The 21,384-nt window shown below is 32.9% G+C and carries 19 protein-coding genes and 1 pseudogene; 15 read left to right on the top strand and 5 right to left on the bottom strand.

Annotated elements, in window-relative coordinates; all coding sequences use genetic code 11:
• Positions 1-27 precede the first annotated feature (27 nt).
• The 3 genes from GQ593_RS11600 to GQ593_RS11590 form a co-directional block, all read right to left on the bottom strand.
• Positions 28-675, bottom strand: a complete 648-nt coding sequence (locus GQ593_RS11600; protein ID WP_160432172.1) for a hypothetical protein — start codon at positions 673-675, stop codon at positions 28-30.
• A 104-nt stretch (positions 676-779) separates the two neighbouring features.
• Positions 780-1,472: a PspA/IM30 family protein gene (locus tag GQ593_RS11595; protein WP_160432171.1), complete on the bottom strand. Its 693-nt coding sequence runs from the start codon at positions 1,470-1,472 to the stop codon at positions 780-782.
• A gap of 23 nt (positions 1,473-1,495) precedes the next feature.
• Positions 1,496-2,137, bottom strand: a complete 642-nt coding sequence (locus GQ593_RS11590) for a YjfI family protein (RefSeq protein WP_160432170.1) — start codon at positions 2,135-2,137, stop codon at positions 1,496-1,498.
• Between the two features lie 2,110 nt (positions 2,138-4,247).
• Here GQ593_RS11590 and GQ593_RS11585 point away from each other — a divergent pair.
• The 15 genes and pseudogenes from GQ593_RS11585 to GQ593_RS11520 all read left to right on the top strand — a co-directional run bounded on the left by GQ593_RS11585 (position 4,248) and on the right by GQ593_RS11520 (position 19,737).
• On the top strand, positions 4,248-6,218 hold the full coding sequence (locus GQ593_RS11585; protein WP_160432169.1) for a hypothetical protein: 1,971 nt from the start codon (positions 4,248-4,250) through the stop codon (positions 6,216-6,218).
• A gap of 259 nt (positions 6,219-6,477) precedes the next feature.
• Positions 6,478-7,341, top strand: a complete 864-nt coding sequence (locus tag GQ593_RS11580) for a rhodanese-like domain-containing protein (protein WP_160432168.1) — start codon at positions 6,478-6,480, stop codon at positions 7,339-7,341.
• Between the two features lie 35 nt (positions 7,342-7,376).
• On the top strand, positions 7,377-11,135 hold the full coding sequence (locus tag GQ593_RS11575) for an Ig-like domain-containing protein (RefSeq protein ID WP_160432167.1): 3,759 nt from the start codon (positions 7,377-7,379) through the stop codon (positions 11,133-11,135).
• A gap of 46 nt (positions 11,136-11,181) precedes the next feature.
• The gene (locus GQ593_RS11570; RefSeq protein WP_160432166.1) at positions 11,182-15,360 is read left to right on the top strand and encodes an RHS repeat domain-containing protein; all 4,179 of its coding nucleotides are present in this window, start codon (positions 11,182-11,184) and stop codon (positions 15,358-15,360) included.
• Between the two features lie 20 nt (positions 15,361-15,380).
• A complete protein-coding gene (locus GQ593_RS11565; RefSeq protein ID WP_160432165.1) occupies positions 15,381-15,593 on the top strand; it encodes a DUF7336 domain-containing protein in 213 nt (70 codons plus the stop codon).
• 53 nt (positions 15,594-15,646) lie between these two features.
• The gene (locus GQ593_RS11560) at positions 15,647-15,859 is read left to right on the top strand and encodes a DUF7336 domain-containing protein (RefSeq protein WP_160432164.1); all 213 of its coding nucleotides are present in this window, start codon (positions 15,647-15,649) and stop codon (positions 15,857-15,859) included.
• 107 nt (positions 15,860-15,966) lie between these two features.
• On the top strand, positions 15,967-16,338 hold the full coding sequence (locus tag GQ593_RS11555) for a hypothetical protein (RefSeq protein WP_160432163.1): 372 nt from the start codon (positions 15,967-15,969) through the stop codon (positions 16,336-16,338).
• 45 nt (positions 16,339-16,383) lie between these two features.
• Positions 16,384-16,605, top strand: a complete 222-nt coding sequence (locus GQ593_RS11550) for a hypothetical protein (protein WP_160432162.1) — start codon at positions 16,384-16,386, stop codon at positions 16,603-16,605.
• Between the two features lie 46 nt (positions 16,606-16,651).
• A pseudogene (locus GQ593_RS14300) lies at positions 16,652-16,741 on the top strand (VENN motif pre-toxin domain-containing protein); the annotation flags it as partial.
• 39 nt (positions 16,742-16,780) lie between these two features.
• Positions 16,781-17,047 carry a hypothetical protein gene (locus tag GQ593_RS11545; RefSeq protein WP_237397754.1) on the top strand — a complete coding sequence of 89 codons (267 nt, stop codon included), beginning with the start codon at positions 16,781-16,783 and terminating at the stop codon, positions 17,045-17,047.
• Positions 17,048-17,135: 88 nt separating this feature from the next.
• The gene (locus GQ593_RS11540) at positions 17,136-17,333 is read left to right on the top strand and encodes a hypothetical protein (protein ID WP_202115481.1); all 198 of its coding nucleotides are present in this window, start codon (positions 17,136-17,138) and stop codon (positions 17,331-17,333) included.
• Positions 17,334-17,350: 17 nt separating this feature from the next.
• Positions 17,351-17,563, top strand: coding sequence for a hypothetical protein (locus GQ593_RS11535; protein ID WP_160432161.1), 213 nt, complete (start codon positions 17,351-17,353; stop codon positions 17,561-17,563).
• A 115-nt stretch (positions 17,564-17,678) separates the two neighbouring features.
• Positions 17,679-17,903, top strand: coding sequence for a DUF7336 domain-containing protein (locus GQ593_RS11530; RefSeq protein ID WP_160432160.1), 225 nt, complete (start codon positions 17,679-17,681; stop codon positions 17,901-17,903).
• Positions 17,904-18,130: 227 nt separating this feature from the next.
• On the top strand, positions 18,131-19,183 hold the full coding sequence (locus GQ593_RS11525) for an RHS repeat-associated core domain-containing protein (protein WP_160432159.1): 1,053 nt from the start codon (positions 18,131-18,133) through the stop codon (positions 19,181-19,183).
• On the top strand, positions 19,180-19,737 hold the full coding sequence (locus tag GQ593_RS11520) for a hypothetical protein (RefSeq protein WP_160432158.1): 558 nt from the start codon (positions 19,180-19,182) through the stop codon (positions 19,735-19,737). The genes GQ593_RS11525 and GQ593_RS11520 overlap by 4 nt, the downstream gene beginning before the upstream one ends.
• A 154-nt stretch (positions 19,738-19,891) precedes the next feature.
• Here the strand turns inward: GQ593_RS11520 and GQ593_RS11515 are convergent, their stop codons facing one another.
• Both GQ593_RS11515 and GQ593_RS11510 read right to left on the bottom strand, forming a co-directional pair.
• Positions 19,892-20,740 (bottom strand): SEL1-like repeat protein, encoded by an 849-nt coding sequence (locus GQ593_RS11515; protein ID WP_160432157.1) that lies wholly within the window; start codon positions 20,738-20,740, stop codon positions 19,892-19,894.
• A 155-nt stretch (positions 20,741-20,895) separates the two neighbouring features.
• Positions 20,896-21,324, bottom strand: coding sequence for an integrase core domain-containing protein (locus GQ593_RS11510; RefSeq protein ID WP_160432156.1), 429 nt, complete (start codon positions 21,322-21,324; stop codon positions 20,896-20,898).
• Between the last annotated feature and the right edge of the window lie 60 nt (positions 21,325-21,384).

The raw sequence follows: 21,384 nt of genomic DNA, 5'->3' as shown, positions 1-21,384 counted from the left end.
TACTTTTCTCCAAAAAATAAAATCTGACTATCCGTTAAATTCTTCAATGCTAATGATTTCGTAACAATTATTGGTTGTATCATATCGTAGTAGTATTGCTTTATCTCCACGTTTAAATTGATATGTTTCATCACATCTAACTTGTAAAATCAATCCCGCCCCACCATCTTCATAAGTTGCTTCTCCTTTGATTTTATTTACAGTGCTAGAACGTATTTCAACAATTTGTCCTAATAATGATTTATGATCATTGGTTGCACTTAGCTTTTTGAATAAAGGGCGAATTGGTTTTATAACGAATGCAGTAAGGTAAATTGAAATGGTTAGGGCAATAATAAAAATAAATAATCCGACTAGGTAATAGTACAAAATAAAATCATATAAAGGTAAAACCAACAAGCGAAAACCAAAATAACTTGTGAACCATCCGAATAATGAAATTAAGGTGATAACAAGTGTCAGTGGCACATCATTAAGACCAAATTTTAATAATAAACCACCTAATGTTGATGAGGGTGCATCGGTTGTGATATCGTCTAGGTTAATTGTAATATCCAAACAATCAATACTTAAAATACCGATTGCAGCCATTAACCAATACATAACACAAAGTGTTAATAAGGCGCTAAAAACAACAACCGGAAAGGAAAAGAATATTCCCAAAAAAAGATCCATTATATTTCCTTTATACTCATGTTTTTTAAACAGCTATGATAAATAGCTAGCCATTTATATAATTTTATTCGGTTATTTTAACTTAAAAAATAAAACTTAAAAATTTAATTCGTTTGTTTTTCCTTTAATCTGGCTAAAATTGTCACGGCATTTTGATTGCTCGATTTTATTCCTGCTTCCTCAAGTTTACGATCAAGTGAATCTTGATTTTCTGATACCGATAATTCTTTTTTTGCTTCGATCGTTGCAGCCGTCTGTTCTTGACGTTTTTTAATTCGCTCTAAAGAATCCAAAGCTGTTTGTAATTTTGTTGTTGAATTACCATAACGTTGAGCAATAGCTGATTGGGCTTTTTGCACACTCTCTGTGGCTTTTACAATATCGACTTGTTGTTTAAGATTACGAATGTTAATTTCCGTTTGTGATATTGTTTGACGTAGATTTTTTACATTTTCAGCAAAATATATTGCTTGTGTTTTATGAACTTTGTGTTCGTTTTCAAGAACTGAAAGCTTTTCAGCCACTTCTAAAGCTAACTTTTCATTATTTTTTTCTAATGCTTTGATGGCATAATTTTCATATTCAGTGATTTCAGCTTGAATTTTTTCAACTTCTTTTTCTGCTAATTTCTGTTGAGCAAGTATGTTTGCTAATGATTCTTTAGCTTGTTTTAATTCAACATCTGCATCGCGAATTTCTTGGTCTAATATACGCAGCGCTTGTGCATCGATAATTGTTTCACCTGCTTCATTGACACCGCCACGAAGTGCTGTAACTAGTTTTTTGAAGATAGCCATTGTTAATCTCCTTGTTATTTATTTTAACTCAATTTGTTAATGTTAATATGTTGTTCATAAGCTTCGGTAGCTTTAATGACATTATCCGATAAAGTTTCTAATTCATAAATGATATCGTTTAGTAATGAAGATGCACTCAACGCCCCATACATAATATAATTTAATGAACCATCGCCTGTTTTTTCAATCGCAATGGTTGATAATGGAAATAGTTTTCGAGTATATAATATCTCTTCATTAAATTGAGTCGGCTGTTTGACAATATCAACAGGCCAAAGTAGGGCTTCAACGATAATTTGTTGATTAGAAACACTTAAAAATAATGGTAGATCACCATATTCATGCATAACGATATGCAAACAAGCATCAATACCATCGATAACTTCAATGCTAGCAAAACCTTGTTTAGCTAATTGTGAATCATGTAAAGCTTGATAAAGATCTGTAATTGACCAAACTTCATTTTTTTTCATTTTATTGTTTTCCTGTTTATTGTTAAAGCATGTGTTACTGACTAGACGAAACTGTTTTTCAATTTCGAGTAATTTCGTTGCATTTTCGGGTAAAATCCAAACTTCTTTTTTTATTAGACCTTGTTCACGCAAGCGTTGCCTATATTGTTGTTGATAAAATGCAGAGCTTTTGGTCTCTTTTGTTTTTTTCATGGATTTTTTCTTTAATTTAATTATTAATGTGTTTTATATTAACACAAATTTATTACATGTAAATATTACATGTAATAAATTTATTGCTTGTATTAAATAAATTTGTAAGCGTTATACAACGTGATATTGATAAAAATTAAATGGGGTGTGATGTTTAAAAATGAGTATTACTTACTATAAAGATTTATCAAAATGTTGGAGAAAGGGATTTTTGTTGCAGGGCCTCGTTAGCTTTACAACAATAAGCACTCTTATTAAGATGAAACAGATAATGAATTTTGTAGTTCATATATGGATAATTTTATGAGAACACGAGCATTTAGACGGCATCAAATTAAACCATGTCTAAATAATAGAAAAATGATTTTTATTCTAGTGATTCTAGAAAGTCACTTAAAAGACATATAACAACACCTACATTTTGCTCATGTTGGATGTGTGGTAACTCAATATTTATAAAATTGATTTTGCTCTAGATAAAAACCAGCTTGTATATATAATCGCTGACTAAATTAAGCTGATGAGAGTTGATTTTTTTATGTGAAAGTTTACATTCTTTTCTTACTGACTATCTCGATTTAGACGATATCAAGCACACCAAAGCCTATGATCATCAAACGAATGGGATTGGTGTACGATTCTATAAAACGATGAAAAGCGAACATAATAACGCCATTTTAGAGAGGGATTTATACCGAACCGATCCCCAGCAAAATATTGGATTGTACTCACTTCTATAAATTGTTCATTTTGGTAATATCATTATTCATATTTGTTTGATGATATTCGACCATTGGTAGAATATCATCAAACTTGATTATAATATATTTCAATATATTCAGATAGAACTATACTGGCTAGCTCGCGTATTTAGTAACAGCAGTCATGAATAATATGTTTTTTTTGTGTGTGAAAAAACGTTAATCTACCATATTATTCCAACAATATTCATAATATTCCTAAGTCTGTACTGTAACAATAATCTCTAAAAATCGGTACCCCAATATTTGCTACTACGACCTCTGTGAAGTGCAGTATTCGACGCAAAATTTTTTGGCTATGATATTATGACCCATATAATTTTTATCTATATCATAGTGGTTGTCTTTGTCTGCTTTTGGTCGAGGGTCATTCGCAAGATTTATTAGGTTGTTTCATTTTTAAGAGGTTCAACAAAAGGTAACAATTGATCTTATTCAAGATCATTTTCTGATATACCGTTATTAAATTCCGAAAAGAAAGCTAGCAAGTAGAAGTGTCAGGGTTAAATAAAGCTGATAATACAATTTTAAATAATTAAGAATATTATAATAAACCAGCAAATATTTGTCAAGAAGCTTCGTGAAATTTGCTCGTTTCAGTATAAAACCTCGATGGCGTTTACAAATTAAAAAATTTTAATTGATAAAATATAAGTTTACCTAAATCCCTTTTTTAACAAGTTTTTAGCGACAACATAAAGAATGTTTAGCTAACATAATTTATTCTTCAAACAAATATTTAACTAAAAAAGTTAAATTTTAATTCAAAATGGCTTATAATTTAACCTTATAATCGTTGTTTATACTAAAAGCTATAATTATATGAAAATAAAAAAATAATATAAATTAAAAATAGTATGTATTGATTTTAAATGGAATAGTCGAACAATATGGCAAGTAAATTAAATCACTTTCAATTGAACTTATTACAAATTTCATTTCATTTCATTTAATTATTATAATTCTTATTTTTCATACTAAAATAAGATTATCTTTGTTGATTATCTACATACTTAATGATTAATTTTATATTAATGAAAATGATATTGGCATTTGATAATAGAGATAACAAATTGTGAACTAGCAATGTATTTCGGTTCAGAATTAGGCAAAAGTTAATTAGTAGTAATAGGTTATTAATTTACTTAGTTATTCTCACTAATTGCTTATAGATATAAAAAATAAAGCTTTGAGCTTTATTAAACGATTTCCAGAGCTCAATCTATAAAGAATAGGAAAAGTTATTTAATTCGCTTATAAATGGATTCATTCAGAATAAAAATATTATAAAAGGTCAATTATAAATGAACATACTTTTAAAATGCAGACAAAAATACTATCGGTACTTTATGTTGATACTTTTTTTCTTCTGTAGCGTTACTTCTAGCAAGTTAGTATTTGCTCAAGAAGCGATATGTGCAGAAGTAAAAATAGTTATAGAACAAAAATTATCATTTGAGCGACAAGCATTTGATGCACGAATGATAATTAATAATGGTCTAGAGGATTCGGTACTAAAAGATATACGTATAGAATTGCTCTTTACTGATAGAAATAATCAACAAGTAGTGACAACTCAAAATGCTAATGATAACGATGCAAAGTTTTTTTATCACATTAACTCATTATCTGGCGTCAATAGTATTAATGGTGATGGCGAGATAAAAGCAAAAACTAAAGCTGAAGCTCATTGGTTAATTATTCCTGCATATGGTGCGGCTGAATCTGATAATACATTATATTATATTGGTGCTAAAGTTACTTATACATTGAATGGACAAGAAATAAGCGTAGAAGTGCCACCTGATTATGTTGTAATTAAACCTCAGCCGTTATTAACATTAGATTATTTTATACCAAGCGAAGTTTATGGGGATGATCCCTTTACTCCTGAAATTGAACCATCTATTCCTTTTACATTAGGTGTACGTGTTAAGAATGAAGGTCACGGTACTTCTTATAAAACAGTCATTGATTCTGCCCAACCTAAAATTGTTGAAAATAAACAAAATTTATTGATTGACTTCAGTATTTTAGGTAGCTATTTGGGAGATCATGCGGTCAACAAAAGTTTATTATTAGATTTCGGTGATATTGCTGGGCACACATCTAAAGTCGGACGTTGGGATATGATGACTAGCTTGCATGGTAAATTTGTGGAATTTGATGCAACTTTTACCCATGCTGATACGCTAGGTGGCTCAGTAACATCTTTATTAAAAACAGTAAATACGCATACCTTGATTCATAATGTAAGAGTAGATTTACCCGATAGAGATAATATTACAGACTTTTTAGCATTAGATGGTGATGTAATTCGTGTATATGAATCCGAAGGGTTCAACACAGATCTATCAGATCAATCACTTAATGCCACACTCACTACAGTTGGTAAAGAAACAAAACTCGTTTTTCCAAAAACGGAAGGGCAAGTTTATGTAAAAATAGCTGATCCAAGCTTAGGCAATCAAAAGATGAATAGGGTAATTCGTTCTGATGGCAAGGTATTACCTGCAGAAAATATTTGGCAATCCAAAATTCGTAACGATGATTTATCTTGGTCTTATTATATTAATTTATTTGATACTAATAGTACAGGAAGTTATACCCTATATGAGAGTGATACAAACGAAACAAAAGCAATAGTAGGCACGTTTTTAGTAACAAAAGGTGCCAAATATTCACTTAATGAATTATTACCAGAAAACTATTATTTTGAAGCCAATAAGTCTTATATGATCGAATTTATTGGTAACATAGCTTCTCGTATTTGCGCAGGAAAAAATAATTTTGATCAAAATACTAAAAAATGTAAAACGGGTTTAAATAGGAATTATACTTTTAATAAAGATGCTTTTAAAACAGATATTTTTATCCCTTCTAAGTCAGGCATCCTTCATGGAGATAGTCACGTCACAGGAAGTATCTATCTACTTGCCAAACAAACAGAAACGATAAAAGTGATCGTTGTGCCTCTTGATATGGAAAATTCATTAACCAATACTACATCAGTTATAAAAGGTTTTCGATATTCGTTGAATGAATTATTACCTAAAAATTACAATTTCCAAGCGGATAAACCTTATTTGGTTAAGTTTTCTGGCGTTGCAATGACTAGTCGTTATTGTCCAGGAAAAGCAAATTTTGATTTGGAAAGTAAGGTTTGTAAAGCAGGGGTAAGTAGAGATTATAGTTTTAAATCCGATATATTTATTCCGTTTAAATCAGGTATTCTTGGAAAGAATAATGAATTTACAGGTAATTTCTATATGTCTGCTACTAAGGATGGAGATATCAAAGTATATGTAACACCATTATAAAAATTGTTTGACCATCCCTATCAATCTTAACCTATATAAGTAAAACATTACTTATATAGGTTAACTCTGACTATTGATAGATTAATTATAAAAATGGTCTTCAAGTTTTTAATATTTTTCTTAAATAATTAGTAACATTATAGGTTGTACTTATGCCGCTTGTTTTATAACAAATACCAAGATTTATGTTCTATCTTAATAATAAATAAAAATTAATTGTATTAAAACTTATTTAAATAACTTGAAAAGAAGTTTAAAAATGTCTGTTTTTTATTCTAATTTGCTATGTAGATTATTATTTTCTTGTATTGTGCTGTCTTTTTGTTGTCAGATTTCTGCAAATGAAATTAATGATTGTCAAGAAGATGTCCAAAATTATAGAGATCTTTTTACTCATTGGCCTATTAACCAACATAAAGAATCATTAGATAAGACGTTTTGGTTAACCATTGAACAGGCGCGTAATTTATCAGATGATGTAGTATGGATAGATGTTAGATCGAATTTATCTAACTTACATAATCAATTAGATATTTTAACTATCCCGTTGAATCATTTAGAAAAAAAGGATTTTCTTTATGATAAAACAGTAGTATTAATTGGAACAGGTTTTGAACAACAAATGATTAATCGAACAATCAATACTCTAAGGCAAAAAGGTTATAAACACCTTTTTGCTTTATTAGGGGGGATTAGAACGTGGGCCAAGCTAAAAAAACAAAATTTGCAGTTATCAAATATAATAACCCCTAAAGAATTTCTATTAGGCGGTAAAACAATTAACTGGCAGATCATTACGATTGGCTTAATGCCACAAGATATTGATACATTACCTGAAAAGCCTATTAAAAATTTTAATTTATCAGAAGAATCTAATCTAGCTATAAAACATTTTTTTAAAAATAAAACTATTAACAATGATACCTTTATACAATATGTGTTAATAACCCCTAATGAGCATATCACCCAATTATTAAAACGCACATTAACGATTCCTGAGTCAAGCGAAGTTGTTTGGTTAGAAGGCGGTTTAGCTAGTTATCAACACTATGTGAAGCAACAGGTAAACTTGGTTAATAACGCAGGCAAGAGTTTGTCCAAGCCTTGCAGGATAACGATATAATTTAATAAGAATTTTTAACTCTAATGGAGCAAAAAATGAAAGTTTATAAACGATGGAAAAGTCTATCTTTAAAATTAAATATAAGGCCCTCAAAAAGACGATCGATAAAACAAAAAAATAAATATGTAATCCTTTTCTTTGCTTTGTCTGTATTCGTTTATCATTCTAGTTATGCTGCTACAAATACTGGATTATATGGTGACGATAGATATGCAGGTCCTTTCCCAATAGGATTTAGCTTTAACTATTATGGTAGCAATTTTGATCAATTTTATGTCACAACTAATGGTTTGATTCAATTTACTGACCCAACTAGGAGCTACCATAATTTTTGTCTTCCTTATTTTAAAAATACACTTTATGTGTTTTGGGATGATTTAAGAACCAATGTTTCAGGTCAGCCAACAGGGACTATTCAGTATGAAACTCAGGGAGAGGCACCTAATCGGAGGTTAATTGTTCAATGGACTAACCAGTATTACTTTAGTACTAATCTTCCAATGGGAACATTTCAGGCTATTCTTTATGAAAACTCTAATCAAATTAAGTATCAATATCGTTATTTGATAGGCGAACGTAGCAAAGGTAGCAGTGCTACAATCGGTATCCAAGGCGCATCAAATTATGCACAAATAGGTTGTAATACTGCAGATGTTGTTAAATCAGAACAAGCCATTTTATTTACACCAAATAGTGATTTTAGTAAGTATATTGTTGATCAAAATGCACCTTATAATTTTTTTGACATATCAGGATTAACGTTAGATGCACCAATACCAGTTAACCGTTATAGCCATCAAGCGCCGAGTTGGTCATGGCAAAAAATTAGTACACTCAATAGTTATGAAATTGATATTCAAGATCCATCTGGTAATACAGTTTATAGCGAAGTAGTCGGTGATATAGGGCAATTTACATTTGTTAATGGTTTGCAAAATGGTCAATCTTATCGAGCTCGTATCAGAGGAAGTATTAATAATGGTAGAACATGGGAAATGTGGTCTCCTCTTTCAACTTTAGTGACTATCGACACGATTAAACCAGTGGTTAAGCTCAAACAATTTAATCGTATTAATAGTGATACAGTGAAAGTAATTTTTACAACTTATGATAATTTAAGTGGTGTTAAATCGGGACATTTACAAATAGCAACTAACCCAAGTTTTGATACACCGCTCATTGATCAAGATATCCAAATTGATGCAAATAGCTACCAAATTCCGAATTTACCAGTTCAAGATAATGAAATATTATATGCACGTTTAAATGTAACTGATAAAGCTGGTAATGAATCAGGTTATACAGAGCCTTTAGCTATTGGTATTACAGCGCCAATATTAATTCAACCAGTCTCTAATTCAACGGTTAAAATATCAAATTTAGAGGTTCAAGGTAAAGCTGAGGAAACTGGAAAAGTACAGCTATATTTGAATGGAATAATGGTTAATGATCCAGTTACAGTTGATCAAAATGGTTATTTTTATAAAGTTGTTGATCTTAAGGCAGAGGGAAATTATCAATTAACGGCGGTACTTAATAATGATTTTGGTATAAGTGAACACAGTAAACCTGTTTCAGTTAGTTTTAAACTACCGACACCAAAGGCAACAATTATAACACCAGCAGATAATCAAGCGATTTTTGCTCCTATGGATATCCAGATATCTGCAACAGATGAATTAGGAATTGATAAAGTCGAAGTTTACCTTGATGACCAATTATTTTCAACTTTGACCAAATCTCCTTATCAAGTTCATTGGCCATTAACACAACAAAATAATGGTAAACATAAATTAACCGTTAAAGCGATTAATTCGAGTGGTAAAGTTGCTACAATTGAACGTGAGGTAATGGTTAAAATGGAACCTCCTGCCCCACCACCGACAGCTTATACAGGGAAAGTTACCAATATCAATCCAAAAGTTAGCTATGGATTACAACCTATTACAATTACAGGGCAGGCGATTTATCGGAAGGATAATACTGTTGTTGCTAATGCACCAGTTAAGTTGGTATTAAAAATTAATGGCTTTGAGCGGAAGATTGCCATTGCAACTGATGATAAAGGAAATTTCTCTTATACTTTTATGCCTCAAGAAAATGATGCAGGTATATACCAAGTAGCTATTATTCATCCAGATGAACTAACTATAACTTCACAAGCTAGTTTTGAAATTAATCGTATCGCCTTTAATTACCAAAATTATCATCTAAAAGCGGTACGTAACATTGTAATGCCTATAAATATGGTAGCTAAAGCGAATATTACTGCTAAAAATTTACGTTGGGTTTTAACTGCAGATAATCAGCCGGATGGTATTTTGCCAAAAGGGATACAAATAAAATCTGAACCAATTGATATAAATAGTGGTGAAACTGAATTAACCATGATTAATTTCATTGCTGATGATACAGCAACCGAAACGGGAAGTATTTATCTTGTCGCTTTAGCTGATGAATCAAATGATTTAATACGAGGTAAATTGAAAATTGATTATCAGTTAGGACAAGCAATGCCAACCCTTTATGCTATTCCAAATTATATTCAAACGGGTCTACAACAGGGAACAATGGTAAGTGCCAATATTCATTTAGGCAATAAAGGATTGGCTAAAGCAGAAAATGTTCAAATTGAACTTCTTGATGAAAGTGGTAATCCAGCACCAAACTGGATATTTATTGCTACTGATAAAACAATTGAATCAATTGCTGTTGATGAACAACTGCCTTTACAAATTGTTGCTCAACCAGATAACAAGGTAAGTGATGGTGTTTATCGTTTTAATCTTAAAATAGCACAGAATAACAATATATTAGGATCAATTCCCGTCAGTATTTCAGTGACGCAAAGCGGTCTGGGTAATGCACAATTTGATATTGCTGATATCTATACAGCAACATTGGATAAACAAGGTAATCCTATTGCAGGCGTAAAAGGTGCGACGATTAAATTGCAAAATGAAGCTGTGCTCACTCAACAATATAGCATTATCTCTAATGAACAGGGGATCGCCTTATTAGAAAATATCCCCATAGGAGTTTATCGCTATCGTGTGAGTGCACCAAACCATACGGATGTATCAGGTCGCATTGTTATTCGCCCTAATACTACTATTAATGAACATATTTTTTTAGAGTACCAAAACATCAATATTGAATTTGGTACAACAGAAACAGCAATTAAAGATATTTATGATATTGAGTTAAATGCAACTTTCAATACTTTAGTACCAGCACCTGTTGTTTTGATAGAACCTATGTCTATTAATTTAGCTGGTTTACAAATTGGTGAGGAAAAAGTGGGTGAGCTCACTATCACTAACTATGGTCTGATAGAGGCTAAAAATGTGGTATTAAATTTACCTAAAACAGATAATAAATTTAAGTATGAATTTTTTGGAGAAATACCTAATAGTCTCTTGCCTAAGGAAAAAAGAGTTATTGCTTATCGAGTCACAGCTCTTGATTCGAACCAAGCTCAAAGCGTTAAACCAGAAGCAACGATTGAAACAATGTTATTTAAAAGTAAAAATGCGGTTAGTAGCTGTTATTTAGCTCCTTATTTAGAGCTACATGACAGTATATGCGCTAATGGTGATATATCTAAAGGTAATAGCGGTGGTTATTTTTATCAATATGTAGGGCAATGTTCATTAGCAGATTTTAATTGGAACTGGAGTAAAGGTATTCATTTTGGTGGTACTTTAGGCTCTCCTTTTGCCATGCCAATAGCCCCGGGTTGTGCTCCAGAAGCTAATTGTGCGAGTGCCGGTACGGCAAGCGGTGCTAGGTAATTTAAAAATGAAAATTAAAGTGTCAAATAACACAAAGGATCGCAACATGATAATTAAAAATATAAACAGGTATATAGCAATCTTTATGGTGATGACAATAATGATTGTCTCATTACCTAAAATAGCGTGTGCACAACTTTATAATGGTGATATACAAAAAATATCTGGTATAAGTGACGCCAGTGTTAAATTACCAAATACCGAATATACTGAAAGTACGATTGACCTACGGGTCAAAGTACTTGGTGGTGAAGTTAAACTTAATCGAACTTGGGTTAATGGCCGTTGGTATATAAACCCAGCTTGGGCTAATTTACGCTTTATTCTTGATCCGTTAGATAATAGTGTGAAAACCATTGATCGTGCTGGTACCATGTATCAACGTACTGGTGAGGAACAATTATACACCTACGAACACGTATCTATTAAGAAAACAGATAGTGGGTGGCTTTGGTTCGATCAACAAGGAAATTGGATTAATTTTGATGATAAAGGACGCATTTTAGAATATGGTGATGCTAATAATGTAAAAGTTAGTTTTACATTAGATAAAGAAGGTCGTTGCATTGCTATTAAAGATCATTTTGATGAACAGGTATATAGTTTTGCTTATGATAATCAGGAACGTCTTATCAAAGTCAGTGATCGTGAGGGGCGAGTTGTAAGTTATGAATGGTCAGGAAATAAACTGGCAAAGGTCACAGATGTTCTTGGTCATGTATGGCATTATGGGTACGATGCAAATGGACAACTAAACCAAAAAACTGAGCCAGATGGTGGTGTAACTAAAATTGATTATACCGTATCAACTCCTGCACCGAAAACCGCTATGATGAGTGGTAAAGAAGGTGGGGTTATTTCAAAAAAAACAGTTGTTACAACAGGTTCTGATAATCGCGATACAAAATTAGCCCAAGTAGGTAAAATCACTAACAAAACCGGTGCGGTAACAATTTTTAATAGCCAATATAATCGCGTTAATAAGCAATATACTATTACTGTTAATGATCCAATAGGCAAAAAAACAGTTACCGTATTTGATGCCAAAGGTCGTGTTATTACTAAAACAGTAAATGATAGTATTACTGAATCCTATCAACGCGACAAAGCTAATCATTCTGTTAAGTATACTAATCAGCGAGGACTAACAACAACCACGCAATATAATCAATCCGACTATCCAATAAAAATCACTTATCCTAATGGCGCCACAGAGCTTTATGAATACAATAAAGCCAATAAACCAATAAAAATCACGAATACTAAAGGCGATGTAATTAACTTTCAGTACGATGCTTTTAATCGCCCTATTAAAGTTGTATATGCGGCAGGTAAACCCGAACAACGTATTATAAGCTTTAATTATGACAATTATGGTCAACAAATTGTCGCGACTATTAGTGGTGGTGATAAAGCGATTAATTTACAACAAACTTATGACCGCTATGGCAATATAGCAACATATACTGATGGGAATGGCTATCAATCACAATACACTCATAATATTCAGGGACAAGTAAAAACAGTAAAAAACCCACTACAACAACTATGGCAGTTTAACTATAATTTAGCGGGTTATCTTACGGAATCTATTGATCCACTTAATCATAGTGTATCTTTATCAAATGATGAAATGGGGCGATTAGCCAAAGTCGTTGATGCGTTGGGTAATAAAACTCAATATAGTTACAGTTTTAATCAGAACGGCTATGAAACAAAAGTTGTTGATGCACTCAATCAAACCACCACTTACCAGTATGATAACTTATATCGCCTAATCAAAACCATTAGTCCAACGGGATTAGTCTCTCAACAAGCGTATAACACCGATGATAAACTCATACAGGAAGTTGATGTTGCAGGGAATATCTTAACTTATGAATATGGTGAAAAAGGTTCTAATTTAGCAGGTTTATTAGCGAAAGTTGTTTATCCAACCTTTACTGAGACATATAACTATAATGCTTTAGATAAAGTCACTGAGATTAATCAGCAACTAGATACGAATACTACATTAACCACTCATCGTATTTATGATCAATTAGGCTTAATGACCAGTGTCATTGATGCAGCGAATCGGGTCTCACAAACAGAATATAATGCCCTAGGGGAAATAGTAAAATCTATAGATGCTTTGGGTCATGAAACCCGTTATCTGTCAGATTTATTAGGCAATATAACACAAGTCACCGATGCAAATGATAACCAATATACGTTTGAATATGATAAAAATAATAATCTTATTAAAGAAACCAAGTCATTAGGGAATGAGGTTGAGTATAGCTATAACCAAGCAAATCAATTAATCGAGCGAAGACAAACGAATGGCAACCGTATTCAATACCAATACGATGCGGCAGGCAATCTGGTAAAACAAAGCTATATTGAAAAAGACCAATCAACCCCAAGTCAGGTTGTCGCTTATAGCTATAATCAGGCTAATCAATTAATTGATGTACTACAAACTGGTGATACCTATTCCCACTTTGTTTATCAGCGCGATAAACTTGGTCGAGTAACTCAAGAAACGATTACTTATGGCACAGGTGCAAATAGTATTACTAAGACTTTGCAGTACGCTTATGATAAAGAGGATAATTTAGCTTCCATTAGCTATCCAGATAATACAAAAGTAACCTATGGATATGATAAAAATCAGCTAAAACAGGCAACACTGGCTAATGGCGAGGTAATTAACTGGAGTGATTACCGCTGGTTTATGCCATCTAAAGTGACTTATCCTAATGCAACGCAAACTAAGCAGTATGATTCATTACAGCGCCCCTTACTGATAGGGCTAACGGCGAATCGCAAAACATTATTAAATCGCCAATATAGCTATGATAAGGTGGGTAATATAACCCGAATCGTAACAGAAAACGGGGAAAATAATTACCAATATGACTTATTAGACCGGCTTATCCTTGCTAAACCTAATATTGAACTACAAAAGCATGGAATCACTGTAGAGTCTTATAGTTACGATGCTATTGGTAATCGCATCGGTAGCACGCAACAATTAGGCGAGTGGAAATACAATAAATTTAATCAGCTAATTAAATGGGGCGAAGGCTCTAGTCAAACCACCTTGTCCTATACCCCTAATAGTCAGTTAGCCACTGAAGTTAGTGCAGATAAAAAATTAAGCTATCACTATAATGCAGCAGAGCGCCTTATCAGCGTTAACGATGAAACTACTGAACTGGTGACTTATCAATATGATCCTTTTGGTCGTCGTATTAGTAAAACCATTAATGGTGATATCACCTATTTTATTTATACCAATGAAGGTCTGATTGCTGAATTAGACCATCGTGGTCAGATGACTGTTGCCTATGGTTGGGTACCTGATACCGAATGGGGAACCAGTCCACTGTGGCAGGCAAGTTTAACCGCTACTAACCAGACACTACAAACTACGTCTTACCATTATCTGATTACGGATCATTTAGGTACACCACAACTGGCCATTAACAATCAAGGCCAACAAACATGGAAAATGCACAGTGATGCCTTTGGTAATGCTGCATTAGATCCTAATAACCAAATTACCTTAAATTTACGTTTTCCGGGGCAATATTATGATAAAGAAACGGGGCTTTCTTATAATTACTTTAGGGACTATAATCCCAAAATAGGGCGTTATATCCAAAGCGATCCGATAGGCTTAAATGGCGGAATAAATACCTTTAGTTATGTTGGTGGCAATCCGCTTTTATATCGAGATCCATATGGGAAAATTCCAATAGTTCCTGGAATAATGTTATGTATGGCCAACCCCGAATGTGTAGTTCTGATGGCAGGAATTACGGGAGCTGTTATAGTTGGTATAGATAATACGATTAGAATGTTAGAGCAATATAATTATGATAATCATTTGAATGGTCAATGTTATTATAACTCAGTTAATGTAGGTGGTGGGAATCGTAGCACTAGTAATAGTACATCTGGAGTAGGTTTTCCTAATGATGAAGATCCAGATGATGATAATGATGATAAAAACAGAAAATATAAGGTTCAAAAACCAAAGGTTAGTGGTAAAGAGGGAGCAAAAGACGTACCCGGTTGGGCTAAAGAATACCGTCCTTATGTAGGTGAAAATGGGAAACAGTTTGCTAAACGTATAATGGATAAAAAATATGGTAAAGGGAATTATGATACAAAGACTAATACAGAATTTAGTAAAATTAAAAAATGGGGCGATAGATCATTTATGGATCCTTAATAAAATATAGGAGTAAGGGTATGCAAAAAGTGTATTTTTTATATCATATTCGTTATGAAGATACGGATGATGAAGATGTTAAATTAATTGGTATTTACAGTAGTTATAAACAAGCTGAATTGGCTATAGAAAGACTCAAAAATAAACAAGGATTTATTGATTATCCTGATGATTTCCAGATTTTTGATAGTGTTTTAAATCGTGATGGTTGGTGTGAAGGTTTTGGTTTTTGAATCCTAAAATATACTATTAATTATACTGTTTTTTATGAAATACGGAGTTAAATATGCAAAAAGTCTATCTTTTATATCATATTCGAGATAAAGGTGCTGAAGATGAAGATACTAAAGATATTGGTACTTATAGTAGCTATGAATTAGCTGAAGCAGCTAAAAATAGGATTAAAGACAAGCCAGGCTTTATTGATCATCCAAATGGATTTTATATTGATGAATATATTATTGATAAAGATTATTGGGCAGATGGTTTTCATGACTAGATTGCATCGACCTTATAAATAAATTTGTGAATTGTTTATCTGCTTACGAGTAAGGTGAGATATGGGCTAGATTTTACAAAGCGGACTACAAAGTCAGTAGCAGCAGTGTGGGCATCAACACCAACGGCATGCCCACTATCCCAACCAGTCGCAACAAAAGTGAAAGTGACGGTTCGACCAAGCATTCAGCGGTATCGGAAGGGGCGGTAATTATCCGCAATAAAGCGGAGCAAAAACAAGATATCAACGAATTAAGTCGTGATGCTGAGCATGCCAATAATGGGCTCAAACATATCTTTAACCAAGAAAAAGGGCAAGATATCATCGATCAAACACAGCTAGTGGGTGAAATTGGTGGTGAAACGTTAACCATGCTCAATCATATTGACTGCATACGAGTAGAATCAGAAGCGAAAAAACAGCTTAAAGAAGAGCAAGACAAAGTGGAAGAACAAGGCCTGGTTTTAATCGACGAGTAGAACAAAAAATATACAAAAAACTACAACAAAGCCATGGATGAATGGATGTCGGCGACGGATAGTGAAACCCGTCAAGGCATCGATATGCTGGTCAACTTGATTAACGGCTTAATCAGCGGTGATATGACAGGGTGCGTTACGGGTACATTAGCGCCGAAGATTACGACTATCATAAAACAACAGGCAGAAGGAAACACCGTTGCCAACACGGTCAACCATGCCATACTCGGTGCGGTGATTGCCGAACTCCAAGGCAACTCTTCTTAGAGGAATTATCACAAGAAGACCGACAAAAATTAGTGCCCTAAACTAAATTGCCACCGGTCTTGCCATTGCTGCCGCCGGTGGTGATATCCAAGATATCAATATAGGGGTTGCTGCGGGAAAAAATGAGGTTGAGAATAATAATTTAAGTATTCCAACACCGACACCATGGTTCGCTATGGAGATGTTAGTAAAACCAAGTCCTGTTGGTCAAACTTTAACAATATCAGCAGTACATGTTTTAATGGCTGAAGGTCTTACAGCAGCGGAATCAAAAGCGTTTTTAGAAAATCTAAATTTGGAACAACGAAGACTAATTGAACTTGCGTTAGTCGCTCCAATGGGAGATCAATTCCTTGAAGATGCAGTACTAAAAACTTATGAGCGTTATTATAATGACTACCTAAAGAAAAAGGGTGGTAAGAAAAATACGATAATGCGTTAGTAGGAGCTCGAAGTAATACAGCGGGTGGGCTTCTGGATTACCGCCTGATAATGATAAAGATAGAAAATTTAAGGTTCCAAAACTAGGAATGAGTGGTAAAGATGGTGCAAAAGACGTACCCGGTTGGGCTAAAGAATACCGTCCTTATGTAGGTGAAAATGGAAAACAGTTTGCTAAACGTATAATGGATAAAAAATATGGTAAACGTAATCATGATACTGGTGCCACTTCAGAATTTAATCGAATTAAAAAATGGGGCGATAGATCATTTATGGATCCTAAATAAACTATAAAGGAGAAATTATGCAGAAAGTATATGTTTTACATCATATTAGAGATGAAGGTACTGCTGATGAAGATAAAAAGAAAATTGGCACTTACAGTAGTTATAAATTAGCTGAAGAAGCGAAAAATAGAGTTAAAGATAAATCTGGGTTTATTGATTATCCTGATGGGTTTTATATTGATGAATATATTATTAATAAAAATTATTGGCCTGATGGATTTGTTGAATAAATTTTACAGATCAGTGATTTATCTCACTGAGCTTAGTTAATAATTTATAATTATTCTTTTTTATAAAAAAGAATTGTAGATTGTTTATTGAACCCAAGTAATGTAGGAGGTGAGCATGCAAAGGTTAGTGTATTTTTTATACCATGTCCGTTATGAAGATACTGATGATGAAGATGTTAAATTAATTGGTATTTATAGTAGTCATGAACAAGCTGAATTAGCTATAGAACAGCTTAAAAATAAACCTGGGTTTATTGATTATCCTGATGATTTTCAGATTACCGAAAACGTTCTGAATCAAGATGGTTGGGTGGATGGCTTTATTGATTTACCTGAGTAAATTTAATGAATAACTTTTACAGTTCATTGATTTTTTTACTGAACTGAATTAAAAAGTTGCAATTATTCAATTTTTATTTCTTATAGTATAAACCATTTTTAACTATAATAAAAAATGGCTATTTAGGAATAAAGTTAGCCACTGAAGTTAGTACAGACAAAAAATTAAGCTATCACTATAATGCAGCAGAGCGTCTTATCAGCGTTAACGATGAAACTACTGAACTGGTGACTTATCAATATGATCCTTTTGGTCGTCGTATTAGTAAAACCATTAATGGTGATATCACCTATTTTATTTATACCAATGAAGGTCTGATTGCTGAATTAGACCATCGTGGTCAGATGACTGTTGCCTATGGTTGGGTACCTGATACCGAATGGGGAACCAGTCCACTGTGGCAGGCAAGTTTAACCGCTACTAACCAGACACTACAAACTACGTCTTACCATTATCTGATTACGGATCATTTAGGTACACCACAACTGGCCATTAACAATCAAGGCCAACAAACATGGAAAATGCACAGTGATGCCTTTGGTAATGCGGCATTAGATCCTAATAACCAAATTACCTTAAATTTACGTTTTCCGGGGCAATATTATGATAAAGAAACTGGACTTTCTTATAATTACTTTAGGGACTATAATCCCAAAATAGGGCGTTATATCCAAAGCGATCCGATAGGCTTAAATGGCGGAATAAATACCTTTAGCTATGTTGGTGGGAATCCGCTTTTATATCGAGATCCATATGGGAAAATTCCAATAGTTCCTGGCATAATGGGATGTATGGCAAACCCAAGTTGTGCAGCTCTTATGGTGGGAGCTGCGGCTGCCATTGGATTTGCTATAGATCATACTATTAACGAGTTATATAAATATAACCGTACATTACTTAATAATTATGATAAAGGCTATCCTTTCTGTGCCTCTGTTCCTGTTTCTATAGAGAGCAAGGTAAAAGATTATGACGATAATATACCCAGAAACCCTGACCCACGTTGTGATCCAGATGAAGAATTAAATACTCGTTATCATGAGTGGAAAAAACTGAGTTCACAGCAGAAAAAATGTAGTGATCCAGGATTAACACTAGAACAAATTGAAGATATAATTAAGATCAAAGAAAAATATCATGCAGCTAGAAAAAGACACCATGATTTTTGTTATCAAGGAGGTAACAAAGGACATAAAGATCAATTAATGCAGATTTCTGTAGAAATAAAAAAATGTTATGTAAAGAAAAACGAATTAAAAAAGAGGCTTAATTGGTGGTGAAAAAGGTAATAGATCCTGAACAGGTACGATATGATGCCGTATATGAAGAAATATTATTCAATAAAATAACGACTGCATTTTCTTGGCGAGAGCGTCCGAAAGATATGTGGGAATTAAGCTTTGAATATTCCAAAATAATAATGCCTGATGATGAAATAGCGCTAAAACAGTTTTTGGGTAAGAATTGGTCAGATATCACTCTCGATATATACATGAACTATGTGGACGCTTTATATGCGTTTACGCCATTAGCTTATGCTTACTATCTACCTGGATTACTCATTACTACCGCTAAAGATATAGCTACAGATGAAAAAGGAGATAGGCGAGAATTAATAAATACGGTAATATTTCCTCTTATGAATTTTGAAGAAATTTTGTCTGATAGCTATCGATTTGATCGATGGGCAAAATTGACTGTTGATGAATATTTAGCAATTAAAGATTGGTTAATGTGGGTTACAAAGGATGATATATATCAAGAAGAGGATGTAGTGTATTCGCTGATTAACCTAGGTAAACTTATTGAACGTGCTAAAAAGCAAGAAAAATAAGGCTAAGTCTGTTTTTAGAGGCACTTTTTATAGTATCGTAAATTCAACTTAATGAATTTACGATAAAAATAACGAGCTTTTCAAACTACATTACTGGTACTTATTCCGCCATTTTCATATCACACTTATGTCATCTGGTAGTTGCAAAGCAATATTATTTAGCATGATTTAATTTTTCGAGTAACTTTATTGCTTTAGGTAAGCCTTGTGCCGCTGATTTATTGAGCCAATATTTTGCTTTTTCAAGATTTTTAGGAACGCCATAAAGCCCCTCTAAAAAACGTAAAGCAAGATTGTATTGTGCATATTGCTTATAGGGATAATCTTTTATAGCGGGTTCATATATAAAATCAACTTCTTTAGTGATGATATTTATTTCCCAATAATCCCTGCTATTTTTTTGATATAATAATACAGTATTATTATCTTTCCATTTTAAAGGTCCTAAACATAATTCGAGAAAACTTAACGCTGGCCCGACAGTTATAAAATGTATAGTTTCTTTTAATTGGCTATTTTTATGAAAGATATCTAAATAAAAATAAATCTTATCGGTGTATAACCATCTAACGGTTACTTGCGTTTGTCTGGTGGGATTCCATTTTGATTTCCATTGCTCCTCAAAGATAAAATTCTTCTCTCTTATTAACGCAATGACTTGCTCAAACTTAGCTAAATCTATTCCTTTTTCTATTAAAAATGGCAATAAAATATTATAAACTTTTAACAAATAATATTCTTTGGCTTTCACTTCGCCTAACTTAGTGAGTTTATCAATATCATTAGGGTCAATTTTACTTTCAATATCTACAAATTCATCATAGTCTTCAACTAGTTCCTTATTAGAAAAGTTGACGCTAATAATGCTAATTCCCTTACCATCTATTTTACTTTTTTTAACGTAATAAGAGAACATCTGTATTATAGTCCTAAGCGCATTTATCTTTATTTCTAGTTCCTCACTACGAAAGTGATCAAATATATAGTTTATATATTTTGACATAAGTATTCCTTTATTTCGATGTTGATCATTTATTGTGCTTTGATCATTTAATAGTCGTTTTATCTTTTATAATATCACATTTTTCCATGCAATAGCTTTACCTTATTTAATACTTGCAATAATCATGTGTAAATACCCCAAACTTAGTACAAGATTCAAGTAGAAAATAATACTACTTGCTTTAGTGTTTTATACTCAATCGGCGTCATATTATTTAATGCTTCATGAGGTCTTTCGGTGTTATAACTGGTTAGCCATCCTTTGGTTACCTTTCTTGCTTGTTCCAGATTATTAAATAAATATAAATCCAGTACCTCTGTGCGATAGGTGCGATTAAATCGTTCAATGTACCCTTTTTGATATGGGCTGCCGGGCTCTATATAATCAATGGCTATATCATGTGATTTAGCCCAGTTTATAAAGGTTTTTCCTGTAAATTCTGGTTCATTATCGACTCGTATTTTTAATGGATAGCCATGATATTCAGCCAGTTTATCTAAGTAACGGGTAATTCTCCCTGCCGGTAAGCTTACTGCAATATCTATGCCTAGCGCCTCGATGATCCTCGCCAAAAAAGTGGACAAAAGTTGCCTCTATGATATAAACAAAAATCATAGGAGACAAATATCATGGTCAAAAAATTT

It is taken from the genome of Gilliamella sp. Pas-s25 (assembly GCF_009795885.1).
In the GTDB taxonomy this organism is placed as follows: domain Bacteria; phylum Pseudomonadota; class Gammaproteobacteria; order Enterobacterales; family Orbaceae; genus Gilliamella.
The sequence above is the reverse complement of the archived record's forward strand: the minus strand, read 5'-3'. Positions and strand labels throughout refer to the sequence as shown.

Coding starts and splice junctions, on each gene's coding strand:
- GQ593_RS11600 (WP_160432172.1), bottom strand. CDS start 675: ATGGATCTTTTTTTGGGAATATTCTTTTCCTTTCCGGTTGTTGTTTTT.
- GQ593_RS11595 (WP_160432171.1), bottom strand. CDS start 1,472: ATGGCTATCTTCAAAAAACTAGTTACAGCACTTCGTGGCGGTGTCAAT.
- GQ593_RS11590 (WP_160432170.1), bottom strand. CDS start 2,137: ATGAAAAAAACAAAAGAGACCAAAAGCTCTGCATTTTATCAACAACAA.
- GQ593_RS11585 (WP_160432169.1), top strand. CDS start 4,248: ATGTTGATACTTTTTTTCTTCTGTAGCGTTACTTCTAGCAAGTTAGTA.
- GQ593_RS11580 (WP_160432168.1), top strand. CDS start 6,478: ATGTCTGTTTTTTATTCTAATTTGCTATGTAGATTATTATTTTCTTGT.
- GQ593_RS11575 (WP_160432167.1), top strand. CDS start 7,377: ATGAAAGTTTATAAACGATGGAAAAGTCTATCTTTAAAATTAAATATA.
- GQ593_RS11570 (WP_160432166.1), top strand. CDS start 11,182: ATGATAATTAAAAATATAAACAGGTATATAGCAATCTTTATGGTGATG.
- GQ593_RS11565 (WP_160432165.1), top strand. CDS start 15,381: ATGCAAAAAGTGTATTTTTTATATCATATTCGTTATGAAGATACGGAT.
- GQ593_RS11560 (WP_160432164.1), top strand. CDS start 15,647: ATGCAAAAAGTCTATCTTTTATATCATATTCGAGATAAAGGTGCTGAA.
- GQ593_RS11550 (WP_160432162.1), top strand. CDS start 16,384: ATGTCGGCGACGGATAGTGAAACCCGTCAAGGCATCGATATGCTGGTC.
- GQ593_RS11545 (WP_237397754.1), top strand. CDS start 16,781: ATGGAGATGTTAGTAAAACCAAGTCCTGTTGGTCAAACTTTAACAATA.
- GQ593_RS11540 (WP_202115481.1), top strand. CDS start 17,136: ATGAGTGGTAAAGATGGTGCAAAAGACGTACCCGGTTGGGCTAAAGAA.
- GQ593_RS11535 (WP_160432161.1), top strand. CDS start 17,351: ATGCAGAAAGTATATGTTTTACATCATATTAGAGATGAAGGTACTGCT.
- GQ593_RS11530 (WP_160432160.1), top strand. CDS start 17,679: ATGCAAAGGTTAGTGTATTTTTTATACCATGTCCGTTATGAAGATACT.
- GQ593_RS11515 (WP_160432157.1), bottom strand. CDS start 20,740: ATGTCAAAATATATAAACTATATATTTGATCACTTTCGTAGTGAGGAA.